The organism is Streptomyces sp. 1114.5, assembly GCF_003635085.1.
Lineage (GTDB): Bacteria > Actinomycetota > Actinomycetes > Streptomycetales > Streptomycetaceae > Kitasatospora.
Genome location: NZ_RBXE01000002.1, coordinates 925,805 through 940,992, shown reverse-complemented (window position 1 = coordinate 940,992; position 15,188 = coordinate 925,805). Strand labels below are relative to the sequence as shown.

Genomic DNA, 15,188 nt, shown 5'->3' with positions numbered 1-15,188 from the left:
GTGATCGAGCAGGTGGGGGTGGCGACGCGGCACGACGGCGGGAAGCCGGAAAGGCGGCGGGAAGCCGGATAGGCGGCGCCGCCCGTACGAGGGCAGCGCCGCCCGGTGGGGCAGCGGGAGGAGCGGCCGCGAGGCGGGCCCGCGGGTGTCAGCCGAGCGGCGCCCGGGGCACGATGACCGGTGCGCCGTCACCCGGCGCCGTGAGCACATGGCTGTCGATGTCGTACAGCGCCCGCACCAGCGGCGCGTCCACCACCTCGCGCGGCGGCCCGCAGGCGACCACCGCGCCGTCGCGCAGGGCGACCAGCAGGTCCGCGTACCGGGCGGCCGCCGCGAGGTCGTGCAGGACCATGACCACCGTCCGCCCGCCCGCCGCGACCTGGCGCACGAGCTCCAGCACCTCCACCGCGTGCCCGAGGTCGAGCGCGCTGGTCGGCTCGTCGAGCAGGACGACCGGGGTGTCCTGGGCGAGCACCATCGCGAGCCAACAGCGCTGGCGCTGCCCGCCGGAGAGCCGGTCGAGCCGGCGGTCGGCCAGTTCCGCGACGCCGGTGGCGCGCAGGGCCTCGGCGGTGATCCGTTCGTCGTCCGGCGACCACTGGCGGAACAGGCCCTGGTGCGGGTGGCGGCCGTAGCGGACCAGCCCGGCGACGGTGACCGCCTCCGGTGCCTGCGGGCTCTGCGGGAGCAGGGCGATCCGGTGCGCGGCCTGGCGCGGGCGCAGCCTCCAGACGTCCTCGCCGCCGACCAGGACCCGGCCGCCGTCCGGCCGGTGCAGCCGGGCGACGGCCCGCAGCAGGGTGGACTTGCCGCAGCCGTTCGGTCCGACCACCGCCACCACCTGCCCGGCCGGGACGGTGAGGTCCACCCCGCCGAGCACCGGGCGCCCGGGGCCGTAGCCGGCGGTGAGCCCCTCGATCGTCAACTCCATGGCAGTTCGGACTCCCAGCTCCCTGGACACGACAGGCACGACAGACACGACCGAGACGCCAGACACGACCAAGACGACACGTCCGGGTCCGACGCGTGCTCAGCTGCCGCCGAGCGCCTTGCCGATGTCGCCGATGACGGCGTCGGCCGCGAGCGGGCCGCCCCGGGTCGACCAGACCGAACCGTCCACCGTGACGGTGCGGTTGTTCTTGACCGCGTTCAGCTCCTGGTAGGCGGGCTTGGACTGGACGTCCTTGAGGGCGGCCTTGCCGTCGTCCGTGAGGGTGGACAGGAACAGCCAGTCGCCGTCGATCTCGGCGAGCTTCTCCAGGCTGAGCGCCGGGCTGTGCGCGTTGCCGTCCTTGTCCTGCGCGGCCGGGCGGGTGAGGCCCATGTCGAGGGCCACGCCGGAGGCGAACTGCTTCTTCTCCATCCAGCTCGGCCCGGTCGGGTTCCAGCGGACGATGGAGACGGCGGCGCCCTTGTTCCTGCCGAGTTCGCCGCCGGCCTTGGCGGCCTTGGCCTCGTAGTCGCCGATGACCTCATTGGCCCGGTCGAGCTTGTTGACGGCGTTTCCGATGCCGCGGAAGGCGAGCTTCCAGTCGTCGGTGGGCGCCATGGTGACCAGGGTGGCGGGGGTGATCTCGCGCAGCTGCTTGAGCATCTGCTCGTCCTGCATGTCGCCGGCCAGGATGAGGTCGGGCTTGGCGGCGATCACCTTGTCCATCACGGGCTGCAGCAGGTTGCCGACCACCGGCACGCCCTGGACCTTGTCCTTGAGGTACGCGGGCGGCTCGTTGAGTCCCTGGCCGTTGGTGATTCCGACCGGCTTGGCGCCGAGGGCGAGCACCGCGTCCAGGTCCTCCTGGGTGAGGGTGACGATCCGCTTGGGCTCGACGGGGACCTCGACGGCCTTGCCGGTGGCGTCCTTGACGGTCCGCTTGCCGCCGCCCGCCGCGTCCGCCGCCGGGGCGGCGGAGCCGGACGAGGAGGAGCCCGAGGAGGACGAGCCCGAGGAGCCGCAGCCGGCGAGCAGGAGCGCGGCCGCCCCGGTGACGGCCAGCACCTGGGCCGCACGGCGGCGAACGGGGCTGAGCGGGCGACGGGCGAACGGCATGGGTGCCTCCGGGCAGCGGTGGTACGGGAGTTGAGCAGTGTCCGGGCAGCCGGGCAGCTGCGGTTCCGGGCAGGTGCCGGACAGGACGGAACGACCATTAGGTTAGCCTTACCTTATGACATTGTCGCAAGCGGGCGTCCACGAAGCGTCCCCCGCCACCGCGCCGGACACCCCGCCGCCGGGGAAGGAGGGCCCGGGAACGGAGACCACGGGAACGGAGGCCACGGGGAAGGAGGCCCGACGCCGTACCTGGCCGGTCGCCTTCGGGACGGTGGCGCTGCTGCTCGCCCTCACCGCGCTCTCGCTGTCGGTCGGCGCCGGCGAGGTCGGCCCCGGACGGGTCCTGGACTACCTGCTCGACCGCGGCGGCGCCCGCGCCGACGGCCGCCTCGCCCTCGTCGTCGGCGACCTGCGGCTGCCCCGCACCCTCACCGCCCTGCTGGTCGGCGCCGCACTCGGCGTGGCCGGCGCGCAGTTGCAGTCCGTCACCCGCAACCCGCTCGCCGAGACCGGACTGCTCGGCGTCAACGCCGGCGCCTCGCTCGGCGTCGTGCTCGGCATCGCCGTACTCGGCGTGCAGACCTCCTACGGCTACCTCGCCTTCGCCTTCGGCGGAGCCGTCCTCGCCAGCACCCTGGTGCTGCTGATCGCGGGCAGCCGGGGCGGCGGCTCGCCGATGCGCCTGGTCCTCGGCGGCTCCGCGGTCGGTGCGACCTTCGGCGGACTCACCGGCATCCTGATCGTCAACTCCCCGGAGGCGTACGACCGGTACCGCGTCTGGGTGCTCGGCTCGCTCGCCGGAGCGGAGGGCTGGACGACGCTGCGCCAACTCGCCCCCGCCCTCGGCGCCGGCTTCCTGCTCGCCCTGCTCACCACCCGGCCGCTCACCGCCCTCGCACTCGGCGACGACCTCGCCCGCGGCCTCGGCCACCGGCCCGGCGCCACCCGGGCGACGGTCGCCGTCGCCGTCACCCTGCTCACCGCCTCCGCGGTCGCCCTCGCCGGGCCGATCTCCTTCCTCGGCCTGCTCGCGGGCTTCCTCGCCCGGGCCGTCGCCGGTCCCACGGTCGGCCGACTCACCCTGCTCGCCGGGCTGTTCGGCGCCGCCGTCCTCACCGGCGCCGACGTACTGGCCCGGGTGGTGGCCCGCCCCTTCGAGGCGCCCGTCTCGGTGATCGTCGCCCTGGTCGGCGCCCCCGCACTGATCGCGATCGTCCGCTCCCGGCGCTCCGCCGCCCTCGCCATCGCCGACCCGGCCGAGGCCGCACCGCCCGCACGACGGGTCGAACCACCCTCCCCGAAACCGGACGTGGTACTGCGAAACGGCGCCTGGTCGCTGCTGCTCCCCCGCCGGGCCCTGCTCGCCTCGCTCGGCCTGGGCGCCGCACTGGTCGCCGCCGTCGTGGTCTCCGCGCACGCCGGGCAGAGCGAACTCGGCCTGGGCCGCACCTTCCAGGCCGTGTTCGGCTACGGCGACCGCCTCGACGTGCTGCTGGTGCAGAAGTTCCGGCTCGGCCGGATCGTCGCCGGACTCGCCGCCGGCGCCGCACTCGGCCTGGCCGGCTGCCTCACCCAGACCCTCGCCCGCAACCGTCTCGCCACCCCCGAACTGCTCGGCGTCAACGACGGCGCCACCGCCGCCGTCCTGATCTCCGCCACCGCCTCCGGAACCTTCGGCGCCTGGTGGGCCGGGCCGCTCGGCGCGCTCGCCGCCGTCCTCGTCGTCACCCTCGTCTCCGGCGGGCTCGGCGCGCGCGGTTACCGGGTGCTGGTCGTCGGCCTCGCGATGTCCGCGCTCGCCTCCGCGGTGATCCAGGTCGCGCTGGCCCGCCGCTCGCTCAACTCGGCCGGGTCGCTGTACGTCTGGACCTCCGGCAGCCTCAACGGACGGGACTACGCCATCGCCGCGCCCGTCCTGATCGGGCTGGCCGTGCTGGTGCCGATCGCCCTGATGGCGGCCAGGCGGCTGGCCGTGCTGCGCTTCGACGACAACGTCGCCGCCGCACTGGGCGTCGACCCCGGCCGGGTCCGGCTCGCCTGCCTGCTGCTGGCGGTCGCCCTCGCCGGACTGGCGGTCGGCGTCTGCGGGCCGGTCGGCTTCGTGGCGCTCGCCGCGCCCGTGATCGCCGCACGACTGGCCGGGCCCGCCCGGGTGCCGGTCCTCGGCTCGGCCCTGACCGGCGCCCTGCTCGTCGTCCTCGCGGACACCCTCGGCCGGGTACTGATCGGCGGGGTGGAGATCCCCGTCGGCATCGTCACCACCGTGCTCGGCGGGCCCTTCCTGCTCTGGGTGCTGCTCAGCCGCAAGAGCAGCACTGCTTAAGTCACTTGGAGCCATCACTGTGGAAACCCCTCCCCGCGTCACGACCGACCCCGACGACCCCGCCTACCGCCTGGTCACCTTCACCCACCACGGCGAGGACTGCGACGGAGTCCTCGCCCTGCTGCACACCGTGACCGACAAGGACCGCCACGCCGGGGACCTCACACCACACCTGATGGCCCGCCAATCCGACGGGGCCTGGTCGATCACCTACCGGCTGCGCGCCGACCACCGCGCCTCCTACCAGCTGTACCCGTTCCGCGGCCAGGCTCCCGGCACCACCCGCCCCGACTGGCTGCGCGTCCTCGACCACGCCCGCCCCGACCCGTACGACCGCGAGCCCCGGCTGCCCGCCCGCGACGGCCGTCACCCCTCCTCGGTGCTCAGCCTGCCCGAGGCGCCCGCACAGCCGTACGTCCGGCGGCGCGAGGACGTGCCGCGCGGCCGGACACAGTCGCTCACCGTCGCCGGGCGGCGGGTCGACGTCCACCTCCCTGCGGGACACCGCGGCGGCCCGCACTCGGTGGCCGTACTGCTCGACGGCGAGATGTGGGGCGAGGTGCTGTCCGTCGGCGACACCCTCGACAACCTGACGGCCGACGGCGCGATCCCGCCCACCGTCACTCTGCTCGTGCACACCATGGGCCCCGGCCGGCCGGACGACCTCAGCTGCAACCCGGCCTTCGTCGACCTGCTCGCCGACCGCCTCCTCCCGTGGGCCGCAACGGAGTTCGGCGCCACCACCGACCCGGCCGACACCGTGATCGCCGGCCAGAGCGCGGGCGGACTGACCGCCGCCTACGCCGCCTTCCACCGGCCCGATCGCTTCGGCAACGCCCTCTCCCAGTCCGGCTCCTTCTGGTGGCCGGACGGCACCGAGGCCGACGCCGGCAGCGAATGGCTGACCCGGCAGTTCGCGACCGGGGAACGACGGGCCGCCCGCTTCTACGTCGAGGTCGGCCTGCAGGAGTGGATGCTGCTCACCCAGAACCGCCACCTGCGCGACGTGCTCACGGCCCGCGGCTACGACCTCGCCTACCGCGAGTTCAACGGCGGCCACGACTACGCCTGTTGGCGCGGCGGCCTGGCCGACGGCCTGGCCCACCTGCTCGGACCGGACCGCTCACCCGAACGACCGGAATAGACCGGAATGGACCGAAGTCAAACCGGCCCGGCCTGCCGCCCGCTCGGAGGCAGGCCGGGCGGCGGACCGGACGGGCCGGCGGTCAGTCCCGGTGGGGGACGAGCCGGGACAGGTCCAGCTCGAAGCCGAACGGAGCGGGAATGCGGGTGGACTCGCCGAACTCCCGCTCCGTCCGGGCGTGGTAGCGGTCGCGGTTCGGCTCGGAGAACAACGTCACGGTCTTCTGCCGCGGGTCCACGATCAGGTAGAGCGGGAAGCCCATGCGCGGGTAGTCGCGGACCTTGCCGGTCCAGTCGTTCTCGGGGTTGGACGGCGAGACGATCTCGATCGCGATCAGCGCCTCTTCGAGCAGGCGGTAGCGCTCAGGGTTCGTGTGGACTCCTCCAGTGCTCCGACCACCGTACGGCAGCCGGAGCCGTCGGGTCCGCGAGCGGCCCCGGCGTCAGTCCTCCGGGGGCGGGCCCGGCGCCTCGGCCGGGAGGCGGAGGGCGAGGAGGGCGCCGGAGGCGACCAGGGCGGAGGTGAGGAGGAGGGCGAGGCGGTAGGGGGTGGTGCCCGAGTCGGCGGGGAGGGCGCCGATGAGGGCGGCGGTGGCGGCGATGCCGAGGGCGCCGCCGAGGGTGCGCAGGATGGTGAACAGACCCATCGCGCGGCCCATGGCGGGGCCGGGGACGTCGGAGAAGCCGGCGATCTGGACGGTGAGGACGGCGGTGCCCAGGATCAGGCCGACGGCGAACATCAACACCCTTACCGCCCAGGGGTTCTCGGCGAAGCCCAGGGCGGCGAGGACGAGGGCCGCCAGCAGCAGCCCCGGCAGCGCGAGACGGCGCGGGCCGAGCCGGGGCAGCAGGCGGTCCACCACCTGTGAGGCGGCCATCAGGCCGATCGCCTCGGGGAAGACGCTCAGCCCGGCGTCCAGCGCGGAGGCGCCGAGCGCCGCCTGGTAGAGTAGCGGGAGGGCGAACAGGGCGCCCATCAGCCCGGCCGAGGTGAGCAGCGCCAGCCGGCTCGCCGCGCCGAAGGTCCGGTCGGCGAGCAGTCGAAGGTCCACCAGCGGTTCGGCGGCCCGCAGTTGGTGCCGGACGGCGGCGCCCAGCAGGGCCAGGCCGAGCAGCCCGCCGAGGACCACGCCCGGGGAGGTCCAGCCGTGGGCCGGGCCGAAGCCGAGGGCGTAGGTCAGCAGGCCGAGGCCCGGGGTGGCGAGCAGGAAGCCGGTGGTGTCGAAGCGGCCTGCCGAGGGCTCCTGCGCACCGCGCAGGCCGAAGAGCCCGAGGGCGACGGCGGCCACCCCGATCGGCACGTTGACCAGGAACAGCCAGTGCCAGGACAGGTGTTCGGTGAGGAACCCGCCGAGCGGCGGGCCGAGGGCGGGCATCAGCGCGGTCGGGACGATCAGGATCCGGCCCAGGCCCGCCCGCTCGTGCGGGGCGAAGGCCCGGAACAGCAGCGTCATCCCGACCGGGGTGAGCAGTCCGCCCGCCACCCCCTGCACGGCGCGCGCGGCGGCCAGCGGGGCGAGGGCGGGGGCGGCGGCGCACAGGGCGGAGGCGAGGGTGAAGGCGCCCAGCGCGCCGAGGAAGACCCGCTTCACGCCGTACCGGTCGCCGAGCCAGCCCGCCACCGGCAGGCCGAGGGCGAGGCCGACCAGGAAGGCGGTCTCCACGGCGTTGGCGGCCGAGACGGGCCGACCGAAGTCCTCGGCGATCCTGAACAGCGCGGGGTTGACGATGGTCGAGTCCAGGCCGTTCATGCACATCGCGGCCGTGTGGACGACGACCACCGCGGCGCGCCCCGCGAGCAGGGGGCGCGCCGGGGCCTGCGCGGCGGGGGCCTGCTCCGCCGGGGCCTCGGGAGGGGTCACAGGGCGGTCCAGTGCGCGGTGATCCACGCCAGGACGGCCGCTCGCTCACCCGGGCCGTGGGCGACGTTCCAGCCGGCCGGGACGGCGGCGAAGGCGGGCCAGAGGGAGTGCTGTCCCTCGGGGTTGACGAGTGCGAGGAACTCGCCGTCGGCGTCGAAGGGGTTGGCAGGGGCGTCACTCATCGGAGGCGGTCTCCAGGTGGTCGGCGATCACGCTCGCGATGTGCGCGATCGGGTCGGGCAGGGTCATGTCCTTGTGCGAGCAGGCCACGTCGGTGTTGGTGATCCGGCCGGACACGTACGGGGTCCAGAGCTCGGGCACCAGGGTGTCGTCGATGGTGTCGACGGTGGCGCGGAAGAACAGCACGTCGCCGTCGAAGCGGCGGTGGTCGTAGCCGCGCACCAGGTGGTTGGTGTTGAGGTAGATCCGGTTGAGCGCCGCCACGGTGGCGTCGTCGAGGCCGGCGAGCGGGCTGCCCTCGCGGCGCAACACCGCGATGACGGAGTCGAGTTCGAGCGGCCGTCCGTCGAGGTCGGCGGGGCCGAAGCCGCCCATGGTGAGCAGCGCCTCCAGCGCCTCGGCATGGTCGGGGACGGGCAGTTCGCGGAAGCCCTCGGCGGGGTAGGCGTCCAGGATGGCGAGCAACTCGACGTCCTGGTCGAGCTCCTGGAGCCGAACGGCGACCGCGTGCGCGATGATCCCGCCGGTGGACCAGCCGAGCAGCCGGTACGGGCCCTCGGGCTGGACCTCGCGCAGCCGGTCGGCATAGTGCGCGGCCAGCTCCTCCATCGTGGCGGGCAGCGGTTCGGCGGCGGTGGCGGCGCCGACGCCCTGGGCCTGGAGGCCGTAGATCGGGACCTCGCCGGGCAGGTGGCGGATCAGGCCGGTGTAGCACCAACTGAGGCCGCCGGCCGGGTGGACGGCGAACAGCGGGCGCTGCCGGGGCCCTCGGCCGGGGGCGACGGGCCGCAGCGGGAGCAGCACGTCCAGGGCATCGGCGTCCTGTGACCCCGTGGTGAGCGCGGAGTCGAGGGCGGCCGCCGTGGGCGCCTGGAACAGCGTGCCGATGCCGACCTCCAGTCCGAGCAGCTCGCGGATCCGCCCGGCCAGGCGCACGATCAGCAGCGAGTGCCCGCCGAGGGCGAAGAAGTCGTCCTCGACCCCGACCGCGGCCACGCCCAGCACCTCGGCGAACAGTTCACACAGCTGCTGCTCGCGCGGGGTGCGCGGCGGTCGCCCGGCGCCCGCGGCGGGCGCCTCGGGGGCGGGGAGGGCGCGGCGGTCGAGCTTGCCGTTGGCGGTCAGCGGGAGGCGGTCCAGCAGCACGACGGCGGACGGCACCATGTGGACGGGCAGTTCGGCGGCGGCGTGGCTGCGCAGGGTCTCGGGCGACAGACCGTCGGCCACCGCGCTGCCGGGCGACGTGCTGCCGGGCGCCTCGCCGTCGGCCGCCGCGCCGCCGGGCACCGCGTAGGCGACCAGCCGCTGGTCCCCCGGCACGTCCTCGCGCACGACGACGGCGGCGTCGGCGACGTCCGGGTGAGCCGCCAACACGGCTTCGATCTCGCCGAGTTCGATGCGGAAACCGCGCAGCTTGACCTGCTGGTCGGCGCGGCCGAAGTACTCCAGGACGCCGTCGGCGCGGCGGCGGGCGAGGTCGCCGGAGCGGTACATCCGGGTGCCGCGCTCGCCGAACAGTTCGGCGTACGGGTCGGCGACGAAGCGGGTGGAGGTCAGGTCGGGGCGGCCGAGATAGCCGCGGGCCAGGCCTGCCCCGGCGACGTACATCTCGCCGGTGACGCCGGGCGGGACGGGCCGCAGGTAGCGGTCGAGCACGTAGACCCGCAGGTCGGGGATGTTGACGCCGATGGTGCTGCTGCTTCCGGCGGCGGCGCTCGCCCGGTCGAGGGCGATGTACGAGACGTGCACGGTGGTCTCGGTGATGCCGTACATGTTGACCAGGGTCGGCGCGTCCTCGGCGTGCCGGGAGTACCAGTCGTCGAGCCGGCCGAGCTCCAGTGCCTCGCCGCCGAACACCACGTAGCGCAGGGCCAGTTCGCTGCCGGGGCGCTCCCGGTCGGCAGCGCTGAGCTGGTAGAACGCGGACGGCGTCTGGTTGAGCACGGTGACGCGTTCGCGGGCGAGCAGGTCGAGGAAGGCGGCCGGGTCGCGGCTGACCAGGTGCGGGACGACGACCAGCCGGCCGCCGTGCAGCAGGGCGCCCCACAGCTCCCAGACGGAGAAGTCGAAGGCGTAGGAGTGGAACAGCGTCCAGACGTCCTCGGCGCCGAAGCCGAACCAGTGGTCGGTGGCGGAGAACAGCCGGACCACGTTGCGGTGGGTGACGGGCACGCCCTTGGGGCGGCCGGTGGAGCCGGAGGTGTAGATGACGTACGCGGTGTCCTCGGCGCACAGCGGGCGGGTGCGCTCGTGCTGGGCCAGCGGGACGGCCGGGTACTGCTCGGGCTCCGGCCCGTCGACGAGGATCCGGCGCACCGAGTGGGCGGGCAGCCGGGGCGCGGCGGCGCGGTCGGTGAGCAGGGCGGCCGGGTCGGCGTCGGCCAGCATGTAGGCGAGGCGGTCGGCCGGGTAGTCGGGGTCGAGCGGCAGGTAGGCGGCGCCGGACTTGGCCACTGCCAGGAGCGCGACGACGAGTTCGAGCGAGCGCGGCAGGGCGAGGGCGACGATGCTGCCGGGGCCGATGCCCTCGGCGGCCAGCAGGCGGGCCAGCCGGTCGGCGCGGGCTCCGAGTTCGGTGTAGTCGAGCCGGCTTCCCTGGTAACTGACGGCGATGGCACGGGGGTTGGCCGCGGCGGCGGCCTCGAACAGTTCGGGCAGGGTGGCGCGGGGGGTGGAGACGGCCGGGGCGGGGGCGCCGTTCCACTCGACCAGGGCGCGCAGCCGCTCCTCCTCGCCGATCAGCGGGAGCAGGCCGATCGGCGTGTCGGGGGCGCTCGCGGCGGCGGTGAGCAGTCGGGCCAGGCGTTCGCCGAGCGCGGCCACGGTAGTGGCGTCGAAGAGGTCGGTGCGGTATTCCAGGAAGCCGCCGATGCCGCCGTCGGGCCGTTCGCCCGCGTTGAGGGTGAGGTCGAACTTGGCGGTGCCGCTGGGGACGGCGGTGATCTCGGCGGTGACGCCGCCGCCGAGCGCGATCCGCTCGTCCGGGCGGCTCTGCCAGGCGAGCATCACCTGGAACAGCGGGTGCCGGGCGAGCGAGCGTGCCGGGTTGAGCTCCTCGACCAGGCGGTCGAAGGGCAGGTCGGCGTGCTCGTGGGCGCCGAGGACGGTGGTACGGACCCGGGCGAGCAGGTCGCGGAAGCTCGGGTCGTCGGACGTGTCGGTGCGCAGGACGACGGAGTTGACGAAGTAGCCCACCAGTGCGGCGGTCTGTTCGTCCTCGCGCCCGGCCACCGGGGTGCCGATCGGGATGTCGGTACCGCAGCCGTGCCGGGTGAGCAGGGCGGCGAGACCGGCCTGGACGGCCATGAAGACGGTGCCGCCGGCGGCCCGGGCGACGGCGGCGAGGGCGGCGTGCGCATCGGCGTCGAGGGTGAAGGGCACGGTGGCGCCCCGGTGGCTCGCAACGGCCGGGCGGGGGCGGTCGGTGGGCAGTTCCAGCTGGTCGGGCAGAGCGGCCAGCGTGCTGCGCCAGTACTCCGTCTGCCGGACGGCGAGCGGGCTGGGCGCGTCGGCGGTGCCGAGGCGCTGCTGCTGCCAGGCGGCGTGGTCGGCGAACTGGACGGTGAGCGGCGGGAGTTCGGGGGCCTGTCCGGCGATCCGGGCGGTGTAGGCGGCGGCCAGGTCGCGGACCAGCGGGGTGGTGGAGGCGCCGTCTCCGGCGATGTGGTGCAACAGGAGGAGCAGGGTGTGCTGCTCGGGCCCCCTCGTGAACAGGGTGGCCCGCAGCGGCGGTTCCGCGGTCAGGTCGAAGGCGTACCGGACGGCGTCGGCCAAGTCCTCCTGGCTGTCGCGAAGTTCGATGACGGCGGTGGCGGGACCGGTGGGCAGGATCCGCTGGTACGGGGTGCCGTCCGCCTCCTCGCCGTAGACGGTGCGCAGGACCTCGTGCCGGGCGACGAGGTCGCCGAGGGCGAGGGTGAGCGCGTTCCGGTCGAGCGGGCCGGTGAGGGTGAGCGCGAGCGGGATGTTGTAGGTGGGGCTGGGGCCTTCGAGCCGGTGCAGGAACCAGAGGCCCCGCTGGGCGGGCGACAGCGGCATCCGCTCGGTGCGCGGCACGGGGACCGGGGCGGGGCACGGTTCCGGGGCGTCGGCCCGGCCCCTGTCGGTCCGCCCGGCGTCGATCTGCCCGGCGTGGGCCTGGCCGGCGTGGGCGTGCCCGGTGTGGGTCTGGTCGGGGTCGCGCCGCCCGTCGAGCAGGGTGGCGAGCCCGGCCGGGGTCGGGTGCCGGAACACGTCGGCGAACCCGGCCGGCACGGCGAAGGTCTCGCGCAGCCGGGCGGCGAGGCGCCCGGCGAGCAGCGAGTGCCCGCCGAGGTCGAAGAAGGAGGCGTCCCGGCCGGGTGCCTGCGGCAGGTCGAGGACGTCGGCGAACAGCCCGCAGACCAGCTCCTCCTGGGGCGTGGCCGCCGTGGCGCCCACGACCTCCACAGCGGGCTCGGGCAGGGCACGGTGGTCGAGCTTGTCGTGGGCGGTGCGCGGCAGTTCGTCCAGCAGCAGCACGGCCGCCGGGACCATGTGCGCGGGCAGCCGGGCGGCGAGCGCGGCACGCAGCCCGGCCGGGTCCGGGGCGGCGCCGGGCGCGGGGACGGCGTAGCCGAGCAGGCGCTTGCCCTGCGGCCCGGAGCGGGCGATCACCACGGCCTGGGCGACGCCGGGCAGTTCGGTGAGGACGGCGGCGATCTCGCCGAGCTCGACCCGGAAGCCGCGGATCTTCACCTGGTCGTCGGCCCGGCCGACAAACTCCAGGGTGCCTCCCCCGGCCTCCGGCCGGGGGAACCCCCATGGACGGCGGCGGGCGAGGTCGCCGGTGCGGTACATCCGGCTGCCGGGCGGGCCGAAGGGGTCGGCGAGGAAGCGTTCGGCGGTGAGGTCGGGGCGGCCGAGGTAGCCGCGGGCCAGGCAGGCGCCGGCGACGTACAGTTCGCCGGTGACGCCGTCGGGGACGGGGCGCAGCGAACCGTCCAGGACGTAGGCGCGCGAGCCGCGCACCACCCGGCCGACCGGGGCGCCGTCCGGGCCGGGGGTCCGGGCATAGGCGTCCACGGTGGTCTCGGTCGGGCCGTACAGGTCGACCGGGTGCAGGCCGGGGACGGCGGTCAGGCGCTGCCAGAGGGCGGGCGGGGTGGCCTCGCCGCCGACCACGAGCACGGAGGGGCGGTGCCGGCCCTCGTCCAGGATCCCTTCGGCGATGAGGACTTCGAGGTAGGAGGGGGTGACGTCGAGGTAGTCGATGCGCTCGCGGTCGAGGTGGGCAGCCAGGGCGGCCGGGTCGCGGTAGGTAGCGTCGTCCAGCAGGTGGAGCTCGTGGCCGTGGACCATCCAGAGCACCGGATCCCAGGAGGCGTCGAAGGCGAACGAGGCGCTGTGGGCGACGCGCAGGCGCTCGCGGCCGGTGCGGCGTACGGCGGGGGTGATGTGGTCCTCGGCGAGGCCGGCGTGCAGGTTGGCGAGCGAGGCGTGGGTGACCACCACGCCCTTGGGGCGTCCGGTGGACCCGGAGGTGTGCAACACGTAGGCGGCGTGGTGGAGTTGTGGCGCGGGCAGGGCGCGTACGGGCCGGCCGCTCTGGTCGCCGTGGCGAGTACCGTCCTGGTCGTCGTCGTGGTCGTCGTCGTGGTCGTCGTCGTGAGCGCCGTCGTGAGCGCCGTCGTGAGCGCCGTCGGACCCGTGCGGCTGCACGGTGGGCAGGCCGGCGGGCAGGTCGAGCTCGGCCAGGGCCTCGGCGGTGCCGATCGCGCAGACCGGGCGGGCGTCGGCCAGGACGGCGGCCAGGCGCTGCCGGGGGTGGGTGAGGTCCAGGGAGACGCAGGCGCCACCGGACTTGAGGACGGCGAGCATCGCGACGAGCGTGTCCGCGCCGCGCGGCAGGGCGATCGCGACGGGGGCACCGTCCCGGACGCCGAGGTCGGCCAGGCGGTGGGCGAGCCGGTCGGCGGCGGCATCGAGGTGCGCGTACGTCAGGGCGGTCGCGCCGCAGCGGACGGCGACGGCGTCGGGGGTGCGGGCGGCCTGGGCGGCGAACAGCTCGGGCACGGTGCGCTCGACCGGGGGTTCGGTGCGGCCGGCGGTGGCCCGGCGCAGACCGTCCGCGTCGAGCAGGTCGATCCGGGCGATCGGGGTCTGCGGGGCGGTGCGCAGCAGCTCGGCGAGGGCGTCGAGGTAGCGCAGCAGGCCGTCGCGGTGGGCGGCCAGGGAGGCGGCGCCGTGGCGGGCCGGGTCGGCGTCGATCACCAGGCGCAGGGCACCGTCCGGGCCGGGCGAGACGTTCAGGGCGAGGTCGTCCACCGGGCCGGCGGCGAGGTTACGGACGGTTCCGGGCAGTCCGGCCAGGTCGAGGTCGCCTTCGAAGGCCTTGATGTTGACCATCGGGCCGAACAGGGCGCGCCGGTCGCCGGTGCGGCCGAGGTCCCGGCGCAGGTCCTCCAGCGGGTAGCGCTGGTGGCGGCGGACGGCGCGCAGCTCGCGGACCACCTGGCGCAGCAGGGCCTCGGCGCTGTCGGCGGGGCGGACGGCCAGGCGCAGCGGGAGCACGTTGGCGGTGGCGACGGGGGTGCGCAGGGCGGCCGGCCCGCGGCGGTTGGCCAGCGGCAGGCCGAGGATGACGTCCTGGCTGCCGGACAGGCGGTGCAGGTAACCGGCGGTGGCGGCGAGGAGCAGTTCGGCCCAGGTGGCGCGGGCGTCGGCGGCGGCGCGCTCCAGGCGGTCCCGGGTGCCGGCGGGGAGGTCGGCGGTCAGGCGCAGCGGGGCCGTACCGCCGTCTCCGGCGGGCGTCCCCGGGAGGGTGGCGGGGGCCTCGGCGCCGGCTTCGGTGTCGGTGTCGGTGTCGGTGTCGGCCATCCGGGCGGACCAGTGGGCGCGGTCGGCCGGGTAGTCCTCGCCATCGAGGTACGCGGCCTCCTCGGCGACGGCGTCGGCGAGGCGCGCGAACGGGGTCGGGGCGGGCTCGGTACCGGTGGTGTGCGCGCGGTAGAGCTCGGCGACCCGCTCACCGAGGAGGGTCAAGGCGTAGGCGTCGACGGCGAGATGGTGGATCCGCCGGTACCAGAGCCGCCGGTCGTCGGCGAGCCGGATGAGCGCGTGGGTGAACAGCGGGCCCTCGGCGAGGTCGACGGGGCGGGCGAGGTCGGCGCGCATCCAGGCCTCGGCGGCGGCCTCCGGGCCGGTCGCGGGGGACTCCTCGACGGGGGCGGCCTCCGCGGGGGCGGCTTCGGCTCGCAGGTCGAGTCGGTGCAGCGGCCACGGGCGGCCCGGGGTCAGCCGCTGACGGGGTGTGCCGTCGGGGTCGGTGACGACGACGGCGCTCAGCACCTCCGCCTCCTCCACCGCCTGCCGCAGTGCCCGCTCGAACCGGTCCTCGTCGAGCGGACCGGTGATCTCGACGGCGTCGCCGGTGTTGTAGACCGGGCTGGCGGGGTCGAGCGCCTGGGCGTACCAGATGGCGGCCTGGGCGGCGAGCATCGGAACGTCGACGGCCCGGGTCTCGGCGGCCTGGGTGTCGACGGCCTGGGTGTCGACGGTCCGGGTGGCGGCGGTGTGGGTGTCGCCAGTCTGGATCTCGGCGGGGGGCATGGTTCGGAAAGCTCCTCAGGGATCCGGAATGTCTTACTTAGGTTAGCCTAATCTAACTTCATGA

8 protein-coding genes are annotated in these 15,188 nt (G+C 75.2%); 2 read left to right on the top strand and 6 right to left on the bottom strand.

Annotation, left to right across the window (positions count from 1 at the left end):
* Positions 1-148: 148 nt before the first annotated feature.
* Positions 149-931 carry an ABC transporter ATP-binding protein gene (locus BX285_RS27420; RefSeq protein WP_097235449.1) on the bottom strand — a complete coding sequence of 261 codons (783 nt, stop codon included), beginning with the start codon at positions 929-931 and terminating at the stop codon, positions 149-151.
* A 99-nt stretch (positions 932-1,030) separates the two neighbouring features.
* The gene (locus BX285_RS27415) at positions 1,031-2,047 is read right to left on the bottom strand and encodes an ABC transporter substrate-binding protein (protein WP_121178549.1); all 1,017 of its coding nucleotides are present in this window, start codon (positions 2,045-2,047) and stop codon (positions 1,031-1,033) included.
* Between the two features lie 115 nt (positions 2,048-2,162).
* Here BX285_RS27415 and fhuB point away from each other — a divergent pair, with 115 nt between their 5' ends.
* Together fhuB and fes are read left to right on the top strand one after the other, a co-directional pair.
* Positions 2,163-4,370: a Fe(3+)-hydroxamate ABC transporter permease FhuB gene (gene fhuB, locus BX285_RS27410; protein WP_121178548.1), complete on the top strand. Its 2,208-nt coding sequence runs from the start codon at positions 2,163-2,165 to the stop codon at positions 4,368-4,370.
* Between the two features lie 19 nt (positions 4,371-4,389).
* Entirely contained in the window at positions 4,390-5,514 is a 1,125-nt protein-coding gene (gene fes / locus BX285_RS27405) for an enterochelin esterase (protein WP_398901264.1), read from the top strand.
* 82 nt (positions 5,515-5,596) lie between these two features.
* Here fes and BX285_RS27400 read toward each other — a convergent pair whose 3' ends face one another.
* The 4 genes from BX285_RS27400 to BX285_RS27385 all read right to left on the bottom strand — a co-directional run bounded on the left by BX285_RS27400 (position 5,597) and on the right by BX285_RS27385 (position 15,124).
* Positions 5,597-5,848 (bottom strand): Uma2 family endonuclease, encoded by a 252-nt coding sequence (locus BX285_RS27400; RefSeq protein ID WP_398901558.1) that lies wholly within the window; start codon positions 5,846-5,848, stop codon positions 5,597-5,599.
* Positions 5,849-5,956: 108 nt separating this feature from the next.
* On the bottom strand, positions 5,957-7,315 hold the full coding sequence (locus tag BX285_RS27395; RefSeq protein WP_398901556.1) for a DHA2 family efflux MFS transporter permease subunit: 1,359 nt from the start codon (positions 7,313-7,315) through the stop codon (positions 5,957-5,959).
* 56 nt (positions 7,316-7,371) lie between these two features.
* Positions 7,372-7,557: an MbtH family protein gene (locus BX285_RS27390; RefSeq protein WP_097235454.1), complete on the bottom strand. Its 186-nt coding sequence runs from the start codon at positions 7,555-7,557 to the stop codon at positions 7,372-7,374.
* The gene (locus BX285_RS27385; protein WP_121178544.1) at positions 7,550-15,124 is read right to left on the bottom strand and encodes a non-ribosomal peptide synthetase; all 7,575 of its coding nucleotides are present in this window, start codon (positions 15,122-15,124) and stop codon (positions 7,550-7,552) included. Before BX285_RS27385 ends, BX285_RS27390 begins: the two co-directional genes overlap by 8 nt.
* Positions 15,125-15,188: the final 64 nt, after the last annotated feature.

What these genes read in the sequence shown, in the direction of transcription:
- BX285_RS27390 (WP_097235454.1), bottom strand. Translation starts at nt 7,557, where the DNA reads ATGAGTGACGCCCCTGCCAACCCCTTCGACGCCGACGGCGAGTTCCTC.
- fhuB (WP_121178548.1), top strand. Translation starts at nt 2,163, where the DNA reads ATGACATTGTCGCAAGCGGGCGTCCACGAAGCGTCCCCCGCCACCGCG.
- BX285_RS27385 (WP_121178544.1), bottom strand. Translation starts at nt 15,124, where the DNA reads ATGCCCCCCGCCGAGATCCAGACTGGCGACACCCACACCGCCGCCACC.
- BX285_RS27420 (WP_097235449.1), bottom strand. Translation starts at nt 931, where the DNA reads ATGGAGTTGACGATCGAGGGGCTCACCGCCGGCTACGGCCCCGGGCGC.
- BX285_RS27415 (WP_121178549.1), bottom strand. Translation starts at nt 2,047, where the DNA reads ATGCCGTTCGCCCGTCGCCCGCTCAGCCCCGTTCGCCGCCGTGCGGCC.